The organism is Pseudacidovorax intermedius, from assembly GCF_003350475.1.
GTDB classification, from domain to species: domain Bacteria; phylum Pseudomonadota; class Gammaproteobacteria; order Burkholderiales; family Burkholderiaceae_C; genus Xenophilus; species Xenophilus intermedius.
This window is the reverse complement of sequence record NZ_QQAV01000002.1, coordinates 149,636-171,880: the sequence shown is the minus strand read 5'-3', so window position 1 is coordinate 171,880 and position 22,245 is coordinate 149,636. Positions and strand designations below refer to the sequence as shown.

Below are 22,245 nucleotides of genomic sequence, written 5' to 3'. Positions count from 1 at the left end.
CTCAGGACTTCTGACGCGCCTCGACGTCGATGGTGGACTTGTCGGCCGAGGGCTGGCCGGTCACCTGCTGCGTGGGCGTGCCCGCGGCGGGGGCGTCGGACGATCCGTCCTTCATGCCGTCCTTGAAGCCCTTGACGGCACCGCCGAGATCAGAACCGATGTTCTTCAGCTTCTTGGTGCCGAAGACCATGACCACGATGAGCAGCACGATCAGCCAGTGCCAGATGGAAAACGAACCCATGGAAGACTCCTAACAATATTCAAATTTTAGACTGCAGGCCGGCTCAACCCTTGAGCCAGGGGCGAGGACCGCCCATGACGTGGACATGGAGATGGTGCACCTCCTGTCCGCCTTCCTTGCCCGTGTTCACCACTACGCGAAAGCCGCCCTCGGGATAGGCGCCGCACCCTTGCTCCAGAGCCAGGCGCGGCGCCAGCGTCATGATGCGGCCCATCAACGACTCGTCCTCGGGCGTGAGTTGCGCCATGGACGCAATGTGCCGCTTGGGGACGATCAGGAAGTGCACGGGCGCCCAGGGCGCAATATCGTGAAAGGCAAACAGTTCGTCGTCTTCGTACACCTTCCGCGAAGGAATCTTTCCTTCGACGATCTTGCAGAAGATGCAGTCGGGCTCAGCCATTCGATTGGGTCTTTTATTGAAGGGGAAGGCGGGCGGTCAGGCCGCGGCCGACGTGTCCATCGGGCGGCCAGCATTCATCCGGACCATGCCCTTGACGATGCGATACAGGAACCACAGCGAGATCAGGCTCCAGGCGATCCATCCCGGCACGAGAAAGAGCAGCCAGAGCCACGAGGTCAGGACGTAGAGCAATCCCGCCCACAGCACCGAGCGGATGCGCCACGTGAAATGCGAGGCTTGCCAGGTACCGGCCGCATCGTCGCGTTTGACAAAGTCGATCAACAGGGCAACGAGCAGCAACAGCACAGACACCTGGGCGCCAGGCAGCACGGCCGCGATGGCGACGATCAGGTGCAGCACATAGCTCACCCAGCCCACGGCGCGCAGCGAATCGCTGCCGCCCACTTCGATGATGTCTTTGCTCATGGCTTCCTCCAGCTGAATGTCGAAGTGCCCGCCGCGCGGGCCGGGCGTCAATCGCCCGCCGCCTCGCGGGCCTGCGCCTTGCGCAGGGCTTTTTCCTCGATGCCGCTCATCCCTTCGCGGCGCGCCAGCTCGGCCGCCACATCCCGGGGCGAGAGCCCGTAATGGGCCAGCGCCACCATGCAGTGGAACCACAGGTCGGCCACTTCGTTCACTATTTTTTCGCGCGGCGCGCCATGGTCGGCGTCCTTGCAGGCCATGACCACCTCGGTGGCCTCTTCGCCCACCTTCTTGAGAAAGCCATCGGGCCCCTTGTGCAGCAGTCGGGCGACATAGCTGCTGTTCGGATCGCCGCCCGCGGCGGGGCGGCGGCTGTCGATCACCGCGGCAAGGCGCTCCAGGATGTCGAGCGTCGGAAAGGCAGGCGTCGGGTCGGAGGAATCGGGAACTGTCATTTGTAGATCGAGGTCGGGTCCTTCAACACCGGTTCGACGGCGACCCACCGGCCATCAGAATACTTTTGGAAGAAACAACTATGACGGCCCGTGTGGCAGGCAATGCCGGGATCATGCCCCTCCTGTGTCACCGAGAGCAGGACGACATCGTTGTCGCAGTCCAGCCGGATCTCGTGCACACGCTGGACATGCCCTGACTCCTCGCCCTTGAACCAGAGCCTGCCGCGCGAGCGGCTGAAATAGACCGCCCGCCCCGTCTCCACGGTCTTGGCGAGGGCCTCACGGTTCATCCAGGCAAACATCAGGATGTCCTTGGAACCGTGTTCCTGGGCGATCACGGGCACCAGCCCCGCCGCGTCCCAGCTCACTTCATCGATCCATGTGGTCATGGGACAGATTGTTACCCAGCTGCACTGCAACAAAAAATGGCCTTCCCGGGCCACGGCCGTTAAACTTCGGGAAACATTTTGGGTCAGGTGCGCCTTGGGGCGTGGCTGACAGATCGGCTGCACAGGCTTTTTGGGGAAGTACCATGAACTTTGCTCGTTTCGTTTCGATGGTCGCTGCGGCCACTCTGGTGTCCGCACCCATGATCGCCGCTGCCCAGACGCCTCCTGCGCCGTCTTCGACGACGCCGGCCGAAGCCACGCCGGGTGGCGCTGGCGGCGCTGGCGGCGCGGGTGGCGCAGGTGCTGGCGGCGCGGGTGGTGCTGGCGCCGCCGGGGCTGCGGCGGGAGGCTTGGGAGCGGCAGGCTTGGCCGTGGCCGGCCTTGCAGGCGCTCTGGTAATCGGCGCCGCCGCGGGCGGCGGCAGCGACGGTGGCAACGCCGGCATCTTCCCCGGCACGGGCACCACGGGCACCACGGGCACCACCGGCACCACGAGCCGGTGAGATCCCGCACCCTTCGTGGCCGAGGGGTGCGCTCTTCCACGCGGCGGCAGCCTTCGATGCATCTCCATCTGAGGCTGCTTTGTTGCGTTCTGGCAACGGCTTTGGTGGGGGGCTGCAGCACCGGCAGTGCAGCGCTGGGTGACAGCGCCCGGCTGTTGTATGACCGAACGGCGGGCGGCCTTCGGGACCAGCAGCCGCCGGCCTTCAATCCGGCGTTCCGCTACCTGCGGGTGACGCATGCCGGCACCGCCATCTACATGGTGCTGGGTTACCTCGATCCCACGCCGGAAGGCAGCGTCGAGGTGTGGTACAGCGGCGAAGGCGAAGTCGTCCGCCTCCTGGATGGCCGGGTCGTCGGCACCACTGGATTGAATCCGGACTGGCGGCGCGCCCAGGTGGAGCGGCTCCCCCTCTGGCCGGTAGGGGCGCAGGCACAGACCTCCGGCAGCTATCTGCGCGTGCGCGACGTCATGCCGGGCTACCACTCGAATATCCGCGAAACCGTGCGCGTCACGCCGCTGGCAAGCTACACGCCCGCAGCCCTGAAGGGCGCGCGCGCCGCTTCGCTGAAGTGGTTCGAAGAACAAGTCACCGAATCAACATCCCCCGGCCCTATGCTGCCTCCCGCCAGATTCGGGATTGCCATGACGGCGAACGGTTCGCCGTCGGTTGTGTACTCGGAGCAATGCCTGAGTGCCGAGGCCTGCTACACCTTCGAGCGGTGGAGTGCGCCTTCAGCGACAGCCACGCCGACATCTGCCGGCTCATGAAGACGCGCGAACGCACTTTCCGCCTCCATCCCCTCAGGATCCAGTTGCTTGCCGCCTTCGGGCTCGGCGCCGCTGTGGTCGCACAGGCACAGCCGGCACCGGCCGAGGATCCTGCCCCCCTGCCCACCCTGGAAGGCGAGCGGCTGAGCCACTGGCTGCTGCGCCAGTCGCCCCAGCCGGCCGATCCGGCGTTGGCCTGGCTGGTGCCGCAGGAGAAGCTGCCGCAGCAATACCTGCGCAATGTCCTGCTGGTCCACCTGGAGCGGTCCGCCGCCCAGTTGTCGGGGCAGGACCGGGAGATCCGCCAGCGCCTGCTGGCCTGGCTGCACAGCCTGCCGGCCACGGGCCGGGTGGCACTGAGCATCACCGACCCACGCTGGCTTGAAGTGAATCCCGGGCAGGACCCGATGGCGCGTGACCGCGCCCGCTTTGCGCTGCCCACGGGCCGCACGGCCGATGTGGTGGTCGTCCAGCCGGATGGCACGCTTTGCCATGTGCCGCACGCCAGCGGCCGCTGGGTAGGCGATTACCTGCAGGCCTGCGGACGGATGGGCGCCGCGGACTGGGCCTGGCTGGCGCAGCCCGATGGCCGCACCACGCGCATCGGCATTGCCGGCTGGAATGCGGAAGCCGGCGTGGAGCCGGCGCCCGGCGCCTGGCTCTGGGCCCCTCCGCGCACGATGGCCGACCTGGTCGCTGCGTCTGAAGGACTCATCAAGTTCCTGGCCACCCAGGGACCGGCCCCCGCGCGGCCGGGCCCCGTGGCGGCGCCCGCCGGTACCTCAACGCCATCGACCGCCTTCGTCGCCGATGGCAGCCTGCCCGCGGTGGCGAGTGCCCTGCCCCGCCCGCTGGACGTCAGCGCCAACGACTGGGGCGAGACCGGCCTGCTCCAGACGCCCACGGCACGCATGGCGTCTGCGGGCGAGATCCGCGCGTCGTACAGCTCCGTCTGGCCCTACAGCCGGCTGAACATCATGTTCCAGCCCTTCGACTGGATGGAGGCGGGCTTCCGCTACACGAGCATCTCCAACCGCGAGTACGGTCCTAGCATCAGCACGCAGAGCTACAAGGACAAGAGCATCGACGTCAAGTTCAGGCTCATGCGCGAATCGACGTACCTGCCCGAGGTGTCGCTCGGTTTCCGGGACATCGGCGGCACGGGCCTGTTCTCCAGCGAATACCTGGTCGGCAACAAGCGCTGGGGCGACCTGGATTTCAGCCTGGGCATCGGCTGGGGCTACATGGGCTCGAGCGGCAACATCAGTAATCCCTTCACGCTGCTGAGCGATCGCTTCAAGACGCGTCCCGCGGCCAGCACGGCCGGCGAGGCCAACCTGAGCAGCTACTTCCGCGGCCCGGCCGCCCTGTTCGGCGGCGTGCAATGGCGCACGCCCTGGGATCCGCTGACCCTGAAGATCGAATACGACGGCAACAACTACCAGAGCGAACCCTTCAGCAACGCGCTGCCGCGCCGCTCCCCCATCAACGTGGGACTGGCCTACAAGCTCAACAAGAACGTCACCCTCGCCGCCGGCTTCGAGCGGGGCGACAAGTTCATGATCGGCCTCACCCTGTCCGGCAACGCGGCGGAAGCCCAGACACCCAAGCTGTTGGACCCACCGCTGCCCCGCTTCGTGCCCGAGGCCCCGGCGAAGCCGCCCGGCTGGGCGAGCACGGCCGAGCAGGTCGAGACGCAGACGGGCTGGCGCGTGCTGCGCATCGCGCCCAAGGACGACGTGCTGCACCTCTGGGTGAGCGACAGCGATGCCGTCTACCGGGAGGTACGCTCGGACCGCGCCGTGGCCGTGCTGCATCACAGCGCGCCGGCCGGGATCCGCACCTTCGTCATCCATTACGAAGAGCGCGGCATCGCAATCCAGGCCCAGGCCTTCCAGCGAGACGAGTGGGTCGCGGCGCATGCGCAACCGTTGCCGCCACACCTGGCGCGCAACGTGACGCAGCGCGACTACGCGCCGGTGCCGGACGAACCCACCGAGGCACAGTTGCCCCCCGCCACGGGCTCGGGCGGCCCTGCCGAGACGGCCACGGCATGGGAGCGGCCCGCGGACCGCTTCAACTTCAGCATCTCGCCGAATTTCAGCCAGGTGGTGGGTGGCCCCAACAACTTCGCGCTCGTCGAACTGGGCGCGAAGGCCAACGCCCAGTACCGCTTCACGCAACAGACCTGGCTGCAGGGTCAGGTCAACCTGCGGCTGGCCGACAACTACGGCAGCTTCACCTACGACGCGCCCAGCAACCTGCCCCGCGTGCGCACGGACCAGCGGCTCTACCTGACGACCAGCCGGGTGACGGTCCCGAACCTGCAGCTGACGCATGTGGGCCAGTTGGCCAGCGACCAGTACTACAGCGTCTATGGCGGCTACCTGGAATCGATGTTCGCGGGCGTGGGCGGCGAATGGCTCTACCGCCCCTGGGGCAGCCGCCTGGCCTTCGGCATCGACATCAATCACGTGCGCCAGCGCGAGTACGCGCAGCACTTCTCGCTGCGCGATTACCAGGTCAACACGGGCCATGCCTCGCTCTACTGGAACACCGGCTGGAACGGCGTGCTCGTGCGGCTGAGCGCCGGCCAGTACCTCGCCGGCGACCGCGGCGTGTCGATCGACATCGCCAAGCGCTTCGACAACGGCCTGACCATGGGCGCCTACGCCACCAAGACCAACGTCTCGTCCGCCCAGTTCGGCGAAGGCAGCTTCGACAAGGGCATCTTCATCTCGATCCCGCTGGACGCGCTGCTGCCCCGCTCCAGCCGCTCGGTCATCGGCTTCAACTGGTCGCCGCTGACCCGCGACGGCGGCGCCCGCCTGGGCCGCGCCGTGACGCTCTACGACCTCACCTACGCCCGTGACCCGGATTCGCGCAGCTTCGGCCCGCCCCCCGATACGCGCCCGCGTGCGGGAGACAACATTCTCGACTTCGATGTCCAACGCTGAACTCATCGTGCCGGTTAGCATCCGGGCGACCGGCGCGTGCGTAATCCTCGCAGCGCCCGCTGCAGCCGCGCCCCGTGCGCGCTGCGTCTTTCCTCTTTGCGTTCGTCCATGAATTCCCTCCTCGTCCTCTGCGTCGGGAACATCTGCCGCAGCCCGATGGCCGAGGCCCTGTTCGCACAGCAGCTTCCCGGCCTCGCCGTGAGTTCCGCCGGCATCGGCGCGCTCATCGGCCACGGTGCCGATCCCACGGCGCTCGCCCTCATGAGCGAACGTGGCATCGACATCGGCGCGCACCGCGCGCGTCAGGTGAGCTTGGCCATGTGCCAGGAGACCGACCTGATCCTGACCATGGACGATGCGCAGAAGCGCTTCGTCGAACAGAGCTATCCCTTCGTGCGCGGCAAGGTCTACCGGCTCGGCGACGCCGCCCGGCTGAATGTGCCCGACCCGTACAAGCTCGGCCGCGAAGCCTTCGAGAACGCACTGCAGCTGATCGATGCCGGCGTCCAGACCTGGACCGAACGCATCCGCAAACTCTCCTGAAGTCCTCCGCCATTCCGGCAAGCCCCATGCAAACACCTCCCGCTCCCGCTGCGTCCCTGGAGAACGACGATGACGAAATCCATCTGGCCGAGTATTTCGACATCCTGGTCGACAACAAATGGCTGGTGGCCGGCATCACGGCACTGGCACTGATCGTCGGTGCCGCCTACGCGCTGCTGGCCACGCCGATCTACCGCTCGAACCTGCTGATCCAGGTCGAGGATGCAGCGCCGGACGCCAAGAGCGTCCTGGGCGACGTTTCGAGCCTGTTCGAAGTCAAGACGCCGGCCACGGGCGAAATCCAGGTGCTTCGCTCCCGACTGGTCGTGGGCGGCGCGGTCGATGCGGCTCGCTTCTACATCGACGCCAAGCCTGCCTACGTGCCCCTGGTGGGTGAATGGCTCTCGCGGCGAGCCGGCAGCCTGTCCACCCCCATGACGTTGCCAGGGCTTGCCGGTCGCGTCTATGGCACTGAGAAGATCGAGGTGAGCCGCTTCGACGTGCCCGGCGGACTCGAAGACCAAGCGCCGTTCGTCGTGACGGCGATGGGCGACGGGCGTTACGAAGTGGAGCATCCGCTGCTTGATGCGCCCTTCGAAGGCCGGGTGGGCCAAGAAATCACGCACAACGTGCCCGGTGCCGCGGGCGCCATCGTGCTCAAGATCGACCGCCTGGACGCGTTGCCTGGCGCGCAATTCAATGTGAGCCGCTACTCGCGTCTGCGCACCATCGAGGACCTGCAGCGGAACATCCAGGCCAGCGAGCAGGGCCGCCAGTCCAATGTGATCAGCGTCGAGTTGGAAGACAGCAATCGCACCCGGTTGACAGCCATCCTCAATGCGCTGGGCACCAAGTACGTCGACCAGAACCGCGAGCGCAAGGCAGCTGAGGCAGAGCGCACGCTGAGCTTCCTCGACGAACAACTGCCCGAGTTCAAGCGTCAACTAGAGCGCTCGGAAGATGCCTACACGCGCTTCCGCAACCAGAACTCCACGGTGGCCTTCGACGAGGAAGCCAAAGCCGCGCTGTCGCAGATCGTCGACCTGCAGACGAAGCTGCTCGATGCGCAGCAGAAGCGCCGTGAATTCATCGCCCTGTTCACCCCGAACCACCCGCGCGTCCAGACCATCGACCAGCAGATCGGCCTCATCCAGCGCAACATCGACGCGATCAACAGCCGCGTCTCGCGCATGCCGACGATCCAGCAGGAGGCCTTCCGCTACGAGCGCGACGTGCGCGTCAACAGTGAGCTGTACCAATCGCTGCTCACCAACTCGCTTCAGCTGCGACTGGTGAAGGAAGGCAAGACCGGAAACGTGCGCCTGCTGGACTCCGCCATCTCTCCGCGCCTTCCGGTCAAGCCGCAAAAGGCCCTGGTGGTGGCGCTCGCCGGCGTTCTGGGTCTGCTGGCCGGCGTCGCGGTCGCCTTCGTGCGCAGCATGTTCTTCAGCGGTATCCGCAACCCGCAGGAGATCGAGAGCCACACCGGCATGAGCGTGATGTCGGTCATCCCGTACACGCAGGAGCAAGGGGTACTGGAAGTGCGCATGGAGTCCAGCCAGAAGGGCGTGCATGTGCTGACCGTCACCAACCCCGAAAGCACGACGGTGGAAAGCGTGCGCAGCCTGCGCATCGCGCTGCAGTTCGCCATGCTCGAAGGCGCCAACAACCGCGTGCTGATCACCGGTCCCACGCCCGGCATCGGCAAGAGCTTCGTCTCCGCCAACTTCGCGGCCATCATGGCGGCGGCGGGCAAGCGGGTGCTGCTGCTCGACGCCGACATGCGCAAGGGCTATATCAACAAGCAATTCGGACTTGCGCGTGAAGGTGGCCTGTCTGAACTGCTGGTGGGCGAGGTCACCCTGGAGCAGGCGATCCATCGCCAGGTGGTGCCCAACCTGGATGTCCTCACCAGCGGCCGCTATCCGCCCAACCCCGCGGACATGCTGATGTCCGACACCTTTGCCCGCCTGCTGGACACGCTGTCGGCTCAATACGACCTGGTGGTGATGGATGCGCCGCCGGTGCTGGTGGCGGCCGATGCCGCTGCTGCCGGGGCGCATTCGGCCGTGGTGCTGTTGGTGGCGCGTGCCGACCAGACGCAGATGGGCGAGCTCGTCGAAAGCGTCAAGCGCCTGCGCCAAGGCAACGTCACGCCGACGGGCGTGGTGTTCAACGCCATGGACATGACGCGCCGCCACTATGGCAGCTATGGCTACCGCTACGGCGGCTACCGCTACACCGAGTACAAGTACAAGCGCTGAGTTCTTCGGACCAGGGCCTCTCTTCGACGGGAGGCTGCGGCCCGGCGAACAAGGCACGGCAAAAAAATGGCCGCCCCAAGGGCGGCCATTTTTTCGCGATCACGGCCTGCCAGGCAGGCCCTACCGCCCTTACCAGCCTCGAGCGCGGTCGATGGTTTCCGTTCCCACGTTCACGGCGGAGGCGGACGGCAGGATCAGGCTGATGACGCGGTTCCAGCGAACGAGCGGCACCGGATCGATGTACACCACGTCCTGGGGACGCAACGGGAACTGTGTGGCCAGGGCAAAGGCCGCGGGGTTCTTGGCGTCGAGCTGGAAGATCGCCGGCGAGCCCGTCGCTCCCTTGCGGATCACATAGATCTGTCCAGGATTGGAGGTGTCCAGCGAAGGACCGCCCGCTTCGCCCAGCGCCTCGTTGAGGGTCAGACGACCCGATCCGCGCAACGCGAGTGCAGTGGGACGCAGCACCTCGCCCATCACGTAGATCTTGGTGTCTTCGCGCGTGCCGACGGTGATGGTGTCGCTGTTGCGCAGAGGAATGTCGTTGAGATCGTGACCCGCCTCGCGCAGCGACGTCAGGTCGATGCGCACCGATCGCCCCCCGCGCGTGAGCGTGATCGAGGAGCGATCGCCCGCATCGGTGATGCCCCCGGCGCGATTGATGGCCTCGGCCATCGTCATGGGCAGGTCGGTGAAGATCTGCGAGCCCGGCGCACGCACCTGGCCCTCGACGTAGGCGCGGCGACTGCGGAAGGCCTGGATGCGCACCGAAACCTGCGGGCTCTGGATGTTGCGCTCCAGGCGGCGTGCGATCAGGTCCGATGCCTCGGCCTCGGTCAGGCCTTCGATCTTGACGCGACCCACGTAAGGGAAGTAGATCTCGCCATTGCCCCCGACGATGAAGCCGGGCGCCACGCTGACGCCCGTTGGATCGGTCTGTTGCGAAATCACGGCGCCCGCGTTGGGCAGCAGCTCGGGGTGGTCATACACGATGACGCCGACCACATCGCCGGGCCCGATCGAATAGGGCTCCGGTTTGCCGAACAAGGCCTGCACTTCAGGCGGAACATCACGCGGCGCGACTTCCTGCAATGTGCGCACCAGCGCCTGAGTGATGGGAGTGATGCGCCCTTCGGGCGCCTCATCCGGCACATATTGAAACTTAGGTGGTAATTCCGCCTGATCCGAATAAGGACCGACAGGTCCCATGCCGGGAACCACGGTGCAACCCTGTAGAAGCGCTGCAGTCGCCAACGCCGTCCACGCCGGCAAATTCACTGGGAGTTTCAAATCAAATACCTGTCAGATCGTGGATCACGCACTGCTGCAGCAACGGCCCTGCGCGCAGCGGTGGCCAAAAAAAGGTCAACGCTATGTTGATGATATTCGGCTTTGGATGCGGCTCCGTATAAGTCTGTCAGGTACGCACCACTATGCCGCGTTTAGCCATGTGGGCCTTGGCTTCCCCCACCGTGTGCTGGCCGTAATGGAAGATGCTGGCGGCCAGCACGGCGTCTGCACCGCCCTGCTGCACGCCGTCGGCGAGATCCGCCAGCGAGCCGACGCCGCCCGAGGCGATTACCGGCACGCTCACCGCATCGCTCACGGCACGGGTGAGAGCAAGATCGAAGCCACTTCGGGTGCCGTCGCGGTCCATGCTGGTCAGCAGGATCTCACCGGCGCCGCGGCGTGCCATCTCGCTGGCCCACTGGACGGCATCCAGGCCGGTGTTCTTGCGGCCCCCGTGGCTGTAGACGTCCCAGCCTTCGCCCCGCGTCGCCGCTTCTTCGGGCGTGCGCCGCTTGGCGTCGATGGCCACCACGATGCACTGGGCGCCGTACTTGGACGAGGCGTCCTCGATCACCTGCGGATTGGCGATCGCGGCGGAATTGAAGCTGGTCTTGTCGGCGCCGGCATTGAGCAGCCGGCGCACGTCTTCCACGGTGCGCACGCCCCCGCCCACGGTCAGCGGGATGAAGACCTGCGAGGCCACGGCCTCGATGATCGGCAGGATCAGGTCACGGTCGTCGCTGGTGGCCGTGATGTCCAGGAAGGTCAGTTCGTCCGCGCCCTGCGCGTTGTAGCGGGCAGCGATTTCCACCGGATCGCCCGCGTCGCGCAGTTCCAGGAAGTTGACGCCCTTGACCACCCGGCCCCCGGTGACGTCGAGGCAAGGAATGATGCGTTTGGCGAGCATGAGAAGGATCAGGAAGTCGAGGAGAAGGAGGAAGGCCGGGCATCGAGTTGCTGCCACAGGCCCACTTCACTGCCCGGCGCCAGTTCGACGGGCGTGTCGATGGCCGCAGCCTCGACGCAGAGCATGTGGCGCCAGCCATCGGCCGGCATGTCGGCCAGGCGCGCGCACAGCGCGGGGCCGGGATTCCACACCACCGTCTCCGGGCAGGTGGGCGAGGCGGTGACGCGCAGCTCGCCAGACGCCGCGCGAAGCACCAGAGGATGGGCGGGCGCGGCATAGACGCTGTCGAACTCCTCGCCGAAGCGCAGCACTTCGCGGCCTTCGGTCGAACGCTCGTCGCGCACCGCGTCCCAGCGGGCGGCGCCCTGCAGCCCCTGGAGTTGCACATCCGCCAGGTCGTCCACCTGCAGGTAGCTGTGCAGCGCGGCAGTGAAGGACCAGGGCGACGTGCCCGTGTTGCGCACCTGCAGGTCGATGCGCAGCACATTGGCCTCGGGCACGTGCACGCTCAGGCGAAGCTGAAAGTGCTCCGGCCAGACCGCCAGGGTTTCGTCGCTGGCCGTCAGGCCCAAGATGACGGTGTCGGCAGCCGCGTCGGGGATCACCTGCCAGGGCAGATTGCGCGCGAAGCCATGCTTGACGAGCGGGCCGCGCTGGTTGAACTGGGGAAAGCAGACCGGGACGCCACCGCGGATGGCCGCGCGACCATCGAACACCGCCTTGGGGCTGAGGTAGAGCCGCTCCGCGCCGTCCGCGCTGCGCCACGACAGCACATGTCCGCCATGCACCGCCACCGTGACCTGGTCGCCTGTGGTGGCCGAAAGTTCGACGGCCGGCTGGCCCTGGGCGGTGATCTCGCGCAGGCTCATCCAAAGATCCTGAAGCAGGCCGTGAATGCGGGAAAGGAAAGCGCCGCGGCGTCAGGCCGCATTGGCCAGCTCGTCGGCCCGGGCCTGCGCCTTGCCGAAGTCCAGGTCGCCCGAGTAGATCGCGCGGCCGCAGATCACACCCTCGACGCCCTCGCCTTCGGCCGCACACAACTGCTCGATGTCGGCCATGTTGGACAGGCCGCCCGACGCGATCACCGGGATCGTCAGCGCCTGCGCGAGCCGCACGGTGGCGTCGATGTTGATGCCCGAGAGCATGCCGTCGCGGCCGATGTCGGTGTAGATGATGGACTCGACGCCGTAGTCCTCGAACTTCTTGCCCAGGTCCACCACCTCGTGGCCGGTGAGCTTGCTCCAGCCGTCGGTGGCCACCTTGCCGTCCTTGGCGTCCAGGCCCACGATGATGTGACCGCCGAAGGCCACGCAGGCGTCCTTCAGGAAGCCGGGGTTCTTCACCGCCGCCGTGCCGATGATCACGTAGCGCAGGCCGTCGTCGATGTAGCGCTCGATGGTGTCCAGGTCACGGATGCCGCCGCCCAGTTGCACCGGAATGTCGTCGCCCACCTCGCGCAGGATCGCCTTGATGGCCGCATGGTTCTGCGGCTTGCCGGCGAAGGCACCGTTCAGGTCCACCAGGTGCAGGCGGCGGGCGCCGGCCTCCACCCACTTGCGCGCCATGGCCGCGGGGTCTTCGCTGAAGACGGTCGATTGGTCCATGTCGCCCTGCTTGAGCCGAACGCAATGGCCGTCCTTGAGATCGATGGCGGGAATGAGGAGCATGATGAGGCGCTGAAGAGTGCCGGGAACGAAGGAGAAGAGGGCGAAAACGATCGGTTCCCAACCGGCCGCCGAGGGCTGCAGGGGGGCACGCGGGCACCCACCGCAGCCGCGGTGATCGGCTTGGCCGATTCAGGGAGTCCAGTGGAGGAAGTTCCGGTAGAGCTGCAAACCGTGGTCGGCGCTCTTTTCCGGGTGAAATTGGGTCGCAAAAATGTTATCGCGGGCCACCGCCGCGGTAAAGCGGCCACCATAGTCGGCCTCGCCCACGCTGTGCGCCGCGTCCTGCGGCCGGGCATAGAAGCTGTGGACGAAATAGAACCACGCATCGTCGGGAATGCCCTGCCACATGGCGTGCGGCCGGGCCTGCGAGACCTGGTTCCAGCCCATCTGCGGCACCTTGAAGTGGCTGCCGTCGGGTTGCAGGCGACCCGCCAGCTGGAAGCGCAGCACCTCACCGGGAATCAGGTCGAGGCCGTCGCTGGGGCCTTCCTCGCTGCGGCCCAGCAACATCTGCATGCCGACGCACACACCGAACAGCGGTTTGCTCGCGGCCGCTTCGAGCACCGAGGCCAGCAGGCCGGACTCGCGCAGCTCGCGCATGCAGTCGGGCATGGCGCCCTGGCCGGGCAGCACGACGCGGGTGGCCGCGCGCACGACCTCGGGGTCGGCGGTCACGTGCACCTCGACGCCCGCGGCATCGGCCGCGTGGCGCACGGCCTGGGACACGGACCAGAGGTTGCCCATGCCGTAGTCCACCACGGCGACGCTGTTCTTCATCGGAGTCATTCGGGTCGGAAAGGACCGGTCGGGCGGCGGTGCGCCGGGAGGTTTACAGGGAGCCCTTGGTGGAGGGAATCACGCCCGCCGAGCGCGGGTCGAGTTCGAGCGCGGCGCGCACGGCGCGGGCGAAGGCCTTGAAGATCGTCTCGCACTGGTGGTGCGCATTGACGCCCTTGAGGTTGTCGATGTGCAGCGTCACGCCCGCGTGGTTGACGAAGCCCTGGAAGAACTCGAAGGTCAGCTGGGTGTCGAAGCCGCCGATCATGCCGCTCGTGAAGCGCACATCCATGTGCAGGCCCGGGCGGCCGGAGAAGTCGACCACCACGCGCGACAGCGCCTCGTCGAGCGGCACATAGGCATGGCCGTAGCGGCGGATGCCCTTCTTGTCGCCCACGGCGCGGGCGACCGCCTGGCCCAGGGTGATGCCGACGTCTTCGACCGTGTGATGGCCGTCGATGTGCAGGTCGCCCTCGCAATGCACGTCCAGGTCGATCAGGCCGTGGCGGGCGATCTGGTCGAGCATGTGGTCGAAGAAGCCGATGCCGGTGGCCAGTTGGGCCTTGCCGCTGCCGTCGAGGTCGACGCGCACGCGGATCTTCGTCTCGGCCGTGTTGCGGGCGACCTCGGCGATACGCGCCGGGGGCGTGGAGCCGCCGGCGGCGGCAACGATGGCGTCGGGAGCCGTGGGGGTGTTCATAGGGAGGCTTGGAGGGCCGCCAGCATGCGCGCGTTGTCGTCGGGGGTTCCGACCGTCAGGCGCAGGCAGTTCGCCAGCAGCGGGTGCATTCTAGAAACGTTCTTGATGAGGACCCCACGCGCCTTCATGCCGGCAAAGGCGGCATCGGCATCGGGCACGCGCAGCAGGACCATGTTGGCCTCGCTGGGCCACACCTTCACGCCCGGCAGCGCCTTCAGCGCTTCCACCAGCCGGCTGCGCTCATCACGGATCGCGCGGGCCTGCGCTTCGAACACCTCGGCATGCGCCAGCGCGAAAAGCGCGCATTCGGCATTGAGCACGCTGATGTTGTAGGGCGGGCGCACCTTGTCGATCTCGGCCGCCAGCGCGTCGGGCGCCAGCAGGTAGCCCAGGCGCACCCCGGCCAGCCCGAACTTGCTGAGGGTGCGCATCAGCACGACGTGGCCGTGGGCGGCCTGGTCGCGACGGATCTCGTCAAGCCAGCTGTGGGCGGCGAAGGGCTGGTAAGCCTCGTCGATCACCACCAGACCGCCCTGCTCGCCCTGGGCAGCGATCAGCCGGCGCATGACGGCGGCGTCAAACAGGTTGGCGGTGGGGTTGTTGGGATAGGCCAGGTACAACAGCGCCGGCTTGTGCTTGGCGATGGCAGCCAGCATGGCGGCCTCGTCGAGCTGGAAGTCGGCGTCCAGCGGTACGCTGACGAAGCGCAGCCCCTGGAGCTGCGCGCTCAGCGCATACATCACGAAGCCGGGCAGCGGCGCCAGGATGGTGGCGCCCGGCTGGTCGCAGGCGATGGCCAGCAGCGAGATCAGCTCGTCGGAGCCGTTGCCCAGCACCAGCGACTGGCCAGCCGGCAGGTCCACATGGGCCGCGATCGCCGTCTTGAGGCGCTGGGCCTCGTCACCGGGATAGCGGTTGACGGCCAGCGCGCCCAGGCGGGCACCCAGTTCGGCCTGCAACTCGGGCGGCAGGCCGTAGGGGTTCTCCATCGCGTCGAGCTTGAGCATGCCCTCGGCGGACTGCACGACGTAGGCATGCATGTCGCGCACATCGGGACGGATGCGGTCGAGGGCGCGGCGGGTCAGGTCGGACATCGGAGAGGTGGTCATGACGGTAGGACGTTCGGACGCGGACGATCGGCCGCTCACTGGCTGCAGCGGTAGGCGCTCTGCAGCGCCGCCGACAGCACCAGTTGCACCGGCATGTCGGCCTCGTAGAGTTGGGCATTGCGCGCCAGCTCGCCCTGGAACAGGGATCGCGCCATCGAGGGCTCCAGCCGGCGGCCCGCCACGCAGAAGGGCGGCTTCTGGCCGCTGCGCTGCGTCGCCTCGGCCGATTCGCGCAGGCCCTCGACCACGCCGACCAGGTAATAGCTGGCGTAGTTGGGACCTTCCTTGCCGGCGGCCTCCAGTGTGCGGAACTCGCGCAGGCTCATGGCCGGGGCCGCTGCGGCGAGGCCCAGCAGCGCCAGCGCCAGCAGGGCCTGGCGCGCGGCGTTCACGGCCGCCCTTCCAGCCGCAGTTCGGCTGCCCGGGCATGCGCCTGCAGGCCCTCGCCATAGGCCAGCTCGGCGGCAATGGGGCCGAGCGCGCGCGCACCGGCCTCGCTCACCTCGATCAGGCTGCTGCGCTTCTGGAAGTCGTACACGCCCAGTGGCGACGAGAAACGGGCCGTGCCCGAGGTGGGCAGCACATGGTTGGGCCCCGCGCAGTAGTCGCCCAGGCTTTCGCTGGTGAAGGCACCCAGGAAGATCGCGCCGGCGTGCTTCAGCAGCGGCTCCCAGCGCTGCGGCTCGCGGCTGGAGACCTCCAGGTGCTCGGGCGCGATGCGGTTGCTGATCGCGCAGGCCTCTTCCATGTCGCGCGTGTGGATCAGCGCCCCGCGGCCGTTCAGGCTGGCGGCGATGATCTCGCGCCGCGGCATGGCCGGCAGCAGCCGGTCGATCTCGCGCTGCACGGCGTCGATGTAGGCCGCGTCGGGGCACAACAGGATGCTCTGGGCCAGCTCGTCGTGCTCAGCCTGGCTGAACAGGTCCATGGCCACCCAGTCGGGCGGCGTGCTGCCGTCGGCCAGCACCAGGATCTCGCTGGGGCCGGCGATCATGTCGATGCCCACGGTGCCGAAAACGCGGCGCTTGGCGGCCGCGACGTAGGCATTGCCCGGACCGGTGATCTTGTCCACCGCTGGCACGGTGGCCGTGCCGTAGGCCAGCGCGGCCACGGCCTGTGCACCGCCGATGGTGAAGGCGCGTGTGACGCCAGCCACGTGGGCGGCAGCGAGCACCAGCGGGTTCTTCTCGCCGCGCGGGGTGGGCACCACCATCACGATTTCGCCGACGCCGGCGACGTGGGCTGGAATCGCGTTCATCAGCACGCTCGACGGATAAGCCGCCTTGCCGCCCGGCACGTAGATGCCCACGCGGTCCAGCGGCGTGACCTTCTGGCCCAGCAGCGTGCCGTCCTCGTCGCGGTAGCTCCAGCTCTCGCCGCTGGCCTTCTTCTGGGCCTCGTGGTAGCTGCGCACGCGGCGGGCGGCGGCCTCGAGGGCGTTGCGCTGCGCGTCCGGCAGCGCGTCGAAGGCGGCCTTGAGCTCGGCCGGGTCCAGGGCCAGGGCGGCCAGCGAATCCGCTTCGAGGCCGTCGAAGCGGCGGGTGTACTCCAGCACCGCCGCATCGCCGCGCTGCTGCACGTCGGCCAGGATATCCGCCACCCGCTGCTCGATGGCCGCATCGGTGTCCGCCGCCCAATGCAGACGCGCCTTGAACGCGGCCTCGAAATCGGGCGCGGAGGTGGCGAGACGCAATGGAGTGGCTTGCAGGGTCATGGCAGCGGCGGGGTGGGAAGGAGTCAGTTCTGCGGAAGGGCCGACGCGAAGGCGTCGATGATGCGGCGGATGGGCTCGCGCTTGAGCTTGAGCGCGGCCTGGTTGACGACCAGGCGGGCGCTGATGTCCATGATGCGCTCGACCTCCACCAGGTGGTTGGCGCGCAGCGTGTTGCCGGTGGAGACCAGGTCGACGATGGCATCGGCCAGGCCGGTGAGCGGCGCCAGCTCCATGCTGCCGTAGAGCTTGATCAGGTCCACGTGCACGCCCTTGCGGGCGAAGAACTCGCGGGCCAGGCCCACGTACTTGGTGGCCACGGCGAGGCGCGCGCCCTGGCGCACCGCATGGGCATAGTCGTAGTCGGCGCGCACGGCCACGCTCAGGCGGCACCGGGCGATGCGCAGGTCCAGCGGCTGGTACAGGCCTTCGCTGCCATGCTCCAGCAGCACGTCCAGGCCGGTCACGCCCAGGTCGGCGCCGCCGTACTGCACGTAGGTGGGCACGTCCGATGCGCGCACCAGCACCACGCGAACATCGGGGCGGGTCGTGGGCAGGATCAGCTTGCGCGACTTCTCGGGGTCTTCGGTCACCTCGATGCCGGCAGCGGCCAGCAGTGGCAGCGTCTCTTCGAAGATGCGTCCCTTGGACAAGGCGAGCGTGATCACGCGGCGACTCCGGTGGAAATGCGTTCGATGTCGGCGCCCAGGCTGCCGAGCTTGCGTTCGATGCGGTCGTAGCCGCGGTCGAGGTGGTAGATGCGGTCCACCAGCGTCTCGCCCTCGGCCACCAGGCCGGCTATGACCAGGCAGGCCGAGGCGCGCAGGTCGGTGGCCATCACCGAGGCACCCGACAGGCGCGGCACACCCTCGATCACGGCCGTGCGGCCATCGGTCTGGATGCGCGCGCCGAGCCTCAGCAGCTCGTTGACGTGCATCATCCGGTTCTCGAAGATGGTCTCGGTCACCGTCGACGCGCCTTCCGAGATCACATTGAGCGCCATGAACTGCGCCTGCATGTCGGTCGGAAAGCCGGGGTATTCGGTGGTGCGGAAGCTCTGTCCCTTGAGGCGGCCCTGCGAGCGGATGCGCAGCCCGCCCGCCTCCTCGGTGATCTGCGCACCGGCATCGCGCAGCTTCTCGACCACGGCATCCAGATGATCGGCACGGGCGCCGCGCAGCAGCACGTCGCCGCCAGTGGCCGCCACGGCGCACAGGAAAGTGCCGGCCTCGATGCGATCGGCCACCGTCGCATGCTCGCAGCCGTGCAGGCGCTCCACGCCCTGGATGCGGATGCGGCTGGTGCCGTGGCCTTCGATCTTCGCGCCCATCTTGATGAGCATCTCGGCCAGGTCGGGGATCTCCGGCTCCTGGGCCGCGTTCTCCAGCACCGTTTCGCCTTCGGCCAGCGTGGCGGCCATCAGCAGGTTCTCGGTGCCGGTCACGGTGACCATGTCGGTGGTGATGCGCGCGCCCCGCAGGCGCGTGAGGCCAGGCTGCAGCCGCGCCATCATGTAGCCATGCTCCACGTCGATCTCGGCGCCCATGGCGCGCAGGCCCTTGATGTGCTGGTCGACCGGGCGCGAGCCGATGCCGCAGCCACCCGGCAGCGACACCTTGGCATGGCCGAAGCGCGCCACCAGCGGGCCCAGCGCCAACACCGACGCGCGCATGGTCTTGACCAGCTCGTAGGGTGCCTCGGGCTGCGTCAGGTCGGCGGCGTCCAGGCTCACCGTGCCGTTGTCGTCGCGCTGCGCGGTCACGCCCATGTGGCGAACCAGCTTGAGCATGGTGGAGACGTCCTGCAGGCGCGGCACGTTGTGCACGACGACCGGGTCGGTGGTCAGCAACGCCGCGCACAGCTGGGGCAGCGCCGCGTTCTTGGCGCCGGAAATGGTGACGTCGCCGCCGAGCTGACGCCCGCCGCGAATGAGGAGTTTGTCCATCAGGATTCCTTGGAACGGCGGCTGGGCCGTTCGGTCAACGGGCTCAGGCGCTCTGCTTGGCCCACTCGTCAGGCGTGTAGGTCTTCATCGACAGCGCATGCACCTCGTCGGTATGCATTTTCTCACCGAGGGTGGCGTAGACCCGCTGATGGCGCTGGATGAGACGCTTGCCGTCGAACTCGGCCGAGACGATAGTGGCAAACCAGTGGCGGCCGTCGCCCTCCAGCGTGATGTGCTGGCAGGGCAGGCCGGCCTCGATCAGGGCCTGGAGTTCTTGGGCGGTCATGGTGGGGCGCGGGGCGGTCGTTGGATGCAGCAGCGGCCAGCAGGCAGTCGCGGCCTCGGAATGGCAGGTCTTCCTCAGCCTCTGATCTTGTAGCCGGTGCGCAGCAGGTGCACCGCCACGGTACTCACCACGGCGAGCGCACCGGCCACGACGCCCAGGCTCAGCCAGGGCGACACGTCCGACATGCCGAAGAAGCCGTAGCGGAAGCCGTCGATCATGTAGAAGAAGGGGTTGAGGTGGCTCACCGCCTGCCAGAAGGGCGGCAGCGAACCGATGGAATAGAACACGCCCGACAGGAAGGTCATGGGCATGATCAGGAAGTTCTGGAACACCGCCATCTGGTCGAACTTCTCGGCCCACAGGCCGGCGATCAGGCCCAGCGTGCCGAGCAACGCGGCCCCCAGCAGGGCAAACAGCACGATCCACAGCGGTTGCGCGAAGGGCGGCACCGCGAAGAACATCGTCACCAGCAGCACACCGGTGCCCACCACGAGGCCACGCACCACCGACGAGCCCACATAGGCGAAGAACCAGCCCCAGTGCGACAGCGGCGTGAGCAGCACGAACACCAGGTTGCCCATGATCTTGCTCTGGATGATGGACGACGAGCTGTTGGCGAAGGCGTTCTGCAGCACGCTCATCATCACCAGGCCAGGAATCAGGAAGGCGGTGTAGCTGAAGCGGCCGTAGACCTGGACATGGTCCTCCAGCACATGGCCGAAGACCATCAGGTAGAGCACCGAAGTCAGCACCGGCGCGCCGACAGTCTGGCCGGCAACCTTCCAGAAGCGCAGCACTTCCTTGGCGAGCAGGGCGCGCCAGCCCATGGCGCGCGACAGCAGCATCTCTCTCATCGCGCGACCTCCAGCGGAGTCTGCTCGCCGGCCATCAGGTCGATGAAGACGTCCTCCAGGTCGGCCTTGCGCATCTCCACGTCCTCGACCGGCACGCCGGCCTGGCGCAGGTTGGACAGCAGCTGTTCCACCTCCAGCGCGTTCTGCGCCGGCAGCTGGACGATGCGGCCGGTGATGCGCGCGTGGCGGGCCAGCTCCCACGGCAGTTCGGCATCGGTCTTGAAGCGCAGCACGTTGCTGGCGGCCGATTTCAGCAGCTCGCTGGTGCGGTCCAGCGCCACCACCCTGCCCCTCTTGAGCATGGCGATGCGGTTGCACAGCGCCTCGGCCTCTTCGAGGTAGTGGGTGGTCAGCAGCACGGTGCTGCCTTCGCGGTTGAGTCGGGCGACGAACTGCCAGAGGGTCTGGCGCAGTTCGACGTCAACACCCGCCGTCGGCTCGTCGAGCACGATCACCTGCGGCTTGTGGACCAGTGCCTGCGCCACCAGCACGCGGCGCTTCATGCCGCCGGAGAGCTGGCGCATGTTGGCATCGGCCTTGTCGGCCAGGCCCAGGCTGGCGAGCAGCTCGTCGATCCAGTCGTCGTTGCGCGCAATGCCGAAGTAGCCGGACTGCAGCCGCAGCGTCTCACGGACATTAAAGAAGGGATCGAAGACCAGCTCCTGCGGCACGATGCCCAGCTGGCGCCGGGCATCGGCGAAGTGGGTCTGCACGTCGAAGCCATGCACGCTCACATGACCTGACGTGGGCCGCGACAACCCGGCGAGGATGCTGATGAGGGTGGTCTTACCCGCGCCGTTCGGGCCCAGGAGGCCGAAGAACTCGCCTTCCTCGATGTCAAAGCTGACGTCCTCCAGCGCCCGCAGACCTGGATTGCCATGAGCCCGCTGTGCGCGGGACGGAGGATAGGTCTTGGAGACGGACTGGAAGGAGACAGCGGCCATAGGGGGTGGGGATTCTAGGTCGTTCCCCTTGGCCCCGCCCCTGGCGGGAGATCAGGGCGCGGAAGGCAGCAGACCGGCCACGCCGTAGAGCATGGCCAATTCGCGCAAGCGCGCGGGCAGGCCCTTGACGGCAAAGCCCCGGCCCAGCGCCGCGGCTTCCCGGCGGCATTCGAGCAGTACAGCGATGGCCGAGGAATCGAACTGGTTCAGGGCGCTCGCGTCGACCACGGCCGAGGACCCCGCCTGCGCCGTCAGCCCCTGCTGGAGCATCCGCATGCAGGCCGGTGCCTCGTCGTGCGTCAGACGAGGCGGCAGCATCAGCGTCAGAGCGTCGAGTGCCATGGGGTCACCCCGATCAGCTTCGGGCGTTGGCCTTGTTGCGGGCGGCCAGCGTGGCGATCAGCCCGTCGATGCCCTTGGCATTGATTTCCTGGGCGAACTGGGTGCGGTAGGTATCCACCAGCCAGACGCCCATCACGTTGAAATTGAACACCTTCCAGCCGTAACCATCGCCGGGGGTCTTTTCGAGCCGGTAATCGATCTGCACCGGGTCGCCGGAGCCGCCGCGGACCTCGGTGCGCACCAACACTTCCTTGTCATCCGGCGAGCCACGGAAGGGCTTGATGGTGACGGTCTGATCGCTCACCTGATCCAGCGCGCCGGCGTAGGTGCGCACGAGCAGGGTCTTGAATTCCTGCTGCAACTGGTTGCGCTGCTCGGGCGTGGCCTGCCGCCAGGCGGGCCCCACGGCCGAGGAGGTCATGCGCTGGAAGTTCACGTTGGGCATGATCTTGGCGTCCACGAGGGCCATGATCTTCGGGATGTCTCCGGCCTTGATCGACTTGTCCGCCTTGATGGTGTCCAGCACTTCGGTGGACAGGCGCTTGACCAGCGCATCAGGGGCCTCGTCGGCGGCCATGGCCGACAGCGAGGCGCTTCCAAGCGCCACAAGAATCGCGCCCATTCCGGCCCAGCGGCCGATGGTGCGTCGTTGGATGGCGAAATTCATGGTGGTTATCCGTTCTATCGTTGTGTGCGGCGACGCTGCCTGCCCATTCGAGCGGCCAGGTGCGGCGCGGGTTTCCGTCGAGGCGGCGGCACTTGCAACCA

At 67.4% G+C, this 22,245-nt stretch carries 26 protein-coding genes; 5 read left to right on the top strand and 21 right to left on the bottom strand.

The annotated features are described in order from the left end of the window. Position 1 precedes the first annotated feature (1 nt). From tatA to hisI, 5 genes are read right to left on the bottom strand one after another with little or no spacing between them, the layout of a single operon-like run. Positions 2-241 (bottom strand): Sec-independent protein translocase subunit TatA, encoded by a 240-nt coding sequence (gene tatA / locus DFR41_RS07445; protein ID WP_017761020.1) that lies wholly within the window; start codon positions 239-241, stop codon positions 2-4. 43 nt (positions 242-284) lie between these two features. Further along, positions 285-641: a histidine triad nucleotide-binding protein gene (locus DFR41_RS07440; RefSeq protein ID WP_017761021.1), complete on the bottom strand. Its 357-nt coding sequence runs from the start codon at positions 639-641 to the stop codon at positions 285-287. Positions 642-677: 36 nt separating this feature from the next. Then, positions 678-1,067 (bottom strand): DUF4870 family protein, encoded by a 390-nt coding sequence (locus DFR41_RS07435; protein WP_043118226.1) that lies wholly within the window; start codon positions 1,065-1,067, stop codon positions 678-680. A 47-nt stretch (positions 1,068-1,114) separates the two neighbouring features. Further along, entirely contained in the window at positions 1,115-1,519 is a 405-nt protein-coding gene (locus DFR41_RS07430; RefSeq protein ID WP_017761023.1) for a phosphoribosyl-ATP diphosphatase, read from the bottom strand. Then, the gene (gene hisI, locus DFR41_RS07425) at positions 1,516-1,908 is read right to left on the bottom strand and encodes a phosphoribosyl-AMP cyclohydrolase (RefSeq protein ID WP_017761024.1); all 393 of its coding nucleotides are present in this window, start codon (positions 1,906-1,908) and stop codon (positions 1,516-1,518) included. The genes DFR41_RS07430 and hisI overlap by 4 nt, the downstream gene beginning before the upstream one ends. 371 nt (positions 1,909-2,279) lie before the next feature. Here hisI and DFR41_RS28155 point away from each other — a divergent pair, with 371 nt between their 5' ends. The 5 genes from DFR41_RS28155 (at position 2,280) to DFR41_RS07400 (ending at position 8,945) form a co-directional block, all read left to right on the top strand. Next, positions 2,280-2,411 (top strand): hypothetical protein, encoded by a 132-nt coding sequence (locus DFR41_RS28155; RefSeq protein ID WP_280525152.1) that lies wholly within the window; start codon positions 2,280-2,282, stop codon positions 2,409-2,411. A 56-nt stretch (positions 2,412-2,467) separates the two neighbouring features. Further along, on the top strand, positions 2,468-3,181 hold the full coding sequence (locus DFR41_RS07415; protein WP_114802300.1) for a YjbF family lipoprotein: 714 nt from the start codon (positions 2,468-2,470) through the stop codon (positions 3,179-3,181). Continuing rightward, the gene (locus DFR41_RS07410) at positions 3,178-6,138 is read left to right on the top strand and encodes a YjbH domain-containing protein (RefSeq protein ID WP_114802528.1); all 2,961 of its coding nucleotides are present in this window, start codon (positions 3,178-3,180) and stop codon (positions 6,136-6,138) included. Before DFR41_RS07415 ends, DFR41_RS07410 begins: the two co-directional genes overlap by 4 nt. 108 nt (positions 6,139-6,246) lie before the next feature. Further along, on the top strand, positions 6,247-6,681 hold the full coding sequence (locus tag DFR41_RS07405) for a low molecular weight protein-tyrosine-phosphatase (RefSeq protein WP_043115070.1): 435 nt from the start codon (positions 6,247-6,249) through the stop codon (positions 6,679-6,681). Between the two features lie 26 nt (positions 6,682-6,707). Then, positions 6,708-8,945 (top strand): polysaccharide biosynthesis tyrosine autokinase, encoded by a 2,238-nt coding sequence (locus DFR41_RS07400; protein WP_017759892.1) that lies wholly within the window; start codon positions 6,708-6,710, stop codon positions 8,943-8,945. A gap of 129 nt (positions 8,946-9,074) precedes the next feature. On the opposite strand, the gene DFR41_RS07395 is transcribed toward DFR41_RS07400, so the two are convergent. The 16 genes from DFR41_RS07395 to DFR41_RS07320 all read right to left on the bottom strand — a co-directional run bounded on the left by DFR41_RS07395 (position 9,075) and on the right by DFR41_RS07320 (position 22,144). Next, positions 9,075-10,166, bottom strand: a complete 1,092-nt coding sequence (locus DFR41_RS07395; RefSeq protein WP_425326688.1) for a polysaccharide biosynthesis/export family protein — start codon at positions 10,164-10,166, stop codon at positions 9,075-9,077. A 196-nt stretch (positions 10,167-10,362) separates the two neighbouring features. Beyond that, positions 10,363-11,142 carry an imidazole glycerol phosphate synthase subunit HisF gene (gene hisF, locus DFR41_RS07390; RefSeq protein WP_114802299.1) on the bottom strand — a complete coding sequence of 260 codons (780 nt, stop codon included), beginning with the start codon at positions 11,140-11,142 and terminating at the stop codon, positions 10,363-10,365. Positions 11,143-11,150: 8 nt separating this feature from the next. Continuing rightward, positions 11,151-12,011 carry a D-hexose-6-phosphate mutarotase gene (locus DFR41_RS07385; RefSeq protein ID WP_114802298.1) on the bottom strand — a complete coding sequence of 287 codons (861 nt, stop codon included), beginning with the start codon at positions 12,009-12,011 and terminating at the stop codon, positions 11,151-11,153. A gap of 51 nt (positions 12,012-12,062) precedes the next feature. Then, complete coding sequence (hisA, locus tag DFR41_RS07380; RefSeq protein ID WP_043115076.1) at positions 12,063-12,809, bottom strand: 1-(5-phosphoribosyl)-5-[(5-phosphoribosylamino)methylideneamino]imidazole-4-carboxamide isomerase; 747 nt, start codon at positions 12,807-12,809, stop codon at positions 12,063-12,065. Positions 12,810-12,938: 129 nt separating this feature from the next. Continuing rightward, the gene (gene hisH / locus DFR41_RS07375; protein ID WP_017759887.1) at positions 12,939-13,586 is read right to left on the bottom strand and encodes an imidazole glycerol phosphate synthase subunit HisH; all 648 of its coding nucleotides are present in this window, start codon (positions 13,584-13,586) and stop codon (positions 12,939-12,941) included. A gap of 52 nt (positions 13,587-13,638) precedes the next feature. Continuing rightward, positions 13,639-14,286, bottom strand: a complete 648-nt coding sequence (gene hisB, locus DFR41_RS07370; RefSeq protein WP_244917690.1) for an imidazoleglycerol-phosphate dehydratase HisB — start codon at positions 14,284-14,286, stop codon at positions 13,639-13,641. Next, positions 14,283-15,395 carry a histidinol-phosphate transaminase gene (gene hisC, locus DFR41_RS07365; RefSeq protein WP_114802297.1) on the bottom strand — a complete coding sequence of 371 codons (1,113 nt, stop codon included), beginning with the start codon at positions 15,393-15,395 and terminating at the stop codon, positions 14,283-14,285. The genes hisB and hisC overlap by 4 nt, the downstream gene beginning before the upstream one ends. Before the next feature lie 35 nt (positions 15,396-15,430). After that, positions 15,431-15,787 carry a hypothetical protein gene (locus DFR41_RS07360; RefSeq protein WP_017759884.1) on the bottom strand — a complete coding sequence of 119 codons (357 nt, stop codon included), beginning with the start codon at positions 15,785-15,787 and terminating at the stop codon, positions 15,431-15,433. After that, positions 15,784-17,109 (bottom strand): histidinol dehydrogenase, encoded by a 1,326-nt coding sequence (hisD, locus tag DFR41_RS07355; protein WP_114802296.1) that lies wholly within the window; start codon positions 17,107-17,109, stop codon positions 15,784-15,786. Before hisD ends, DFR41_RS07360 begins: the two co-directional genes overlap by 4 nt. A gap of 23 nt (positions 17,110-17,132) precedes the next feature. Then, positions 17,133-17,774 (bottom strand): ATP phosphoribosyltransferase, encoded by a 642-nt coding sequence (gene hisG / locus DFR41_RS07350; protein ID WP_017759882.1) that lies wholly within the window; start codon positions 17,772-17,774, stop codon positions 17,133-17,135. Further along, positions 17,771-19,051: a UDP-N-acetylglucosamine 1-carboxyvinyltransferase gene (gene murA, locus DFR41_RS07345; RefSeq protein WP_017759881.1), complete on the bottom strand. Its 1,281-nt coding sequence runs from the start codon at positions 19,049-19,051 to the stop codon at positions 17,771-17,773. The genes hisG and murA overlap by 4 nt, the downstream gene beginning before the upstream one ends. A 43-nt stretch (positions 19,052-19,094) precedes the next feature. Further along, positions 19,095-19,337 carry a BolA family protein gene (locus DFR41_RS07340; protein ID WP_114802295.1) on the bottom strand — a complete coding sequence of 81 codons (243 nt, stop codon included), beginning with the start codon at positions 19,335-19,337 and terminating at the stop codon, positions 19,095-19,097. A gap of 74 nt (positions 19,338-19,411) precedes the next feature. After that, positions 19,412-20,182 (bottom strand): ABC transporter permease, encoded by a 771-nt coding sequence (locus DFR41_RS07335; RefSeq protein WP_017759879.1) that lies wholly within the window; start codon positions 20,180-20,182, stop codon positions 19,412-19,414. A gap of 5 nt (positions 20,183-20,187) precedes the next feature. Next, positions 20,188-21,135, bottom strand: coding sequence for an ABC transporter ATP-binding protein (locus DFR41_RS07330; protein ID WP_114802294.1), 948 nt, complete (start codon positions 21,133-21,135; stop codon positions 20,188-20,190). Positions 21,136-21,186: 51 nt separating this feature from the next. Continuing rightward, positions 21,187-21,477: an STAS domain-containing protein gene (locus DFR41_RS07325; protein ID WP_114802293.1), complete on the bottom strand. Its 291-nt coding sequence runs from the start codon at positions 21,475-21,477 to the stop codon at positions 21,187-21,189. A 13-nt stretch (positions 21,478-21,490) separates the two neighbouring features. Then, positions 21,491-22,144, bottom strand: coding sequence for an MlaC/ttg2D family ABC transporter substrate-binding protein (locus DFR41_RS07320; RefSeq protein WP_114802292.1), 654 nt, complete (start codon positions 22,142-22,144; stop codon positions 21,491-21,493). Positions 22,145-22,245 lie beyond the last annotated feature (101 nt).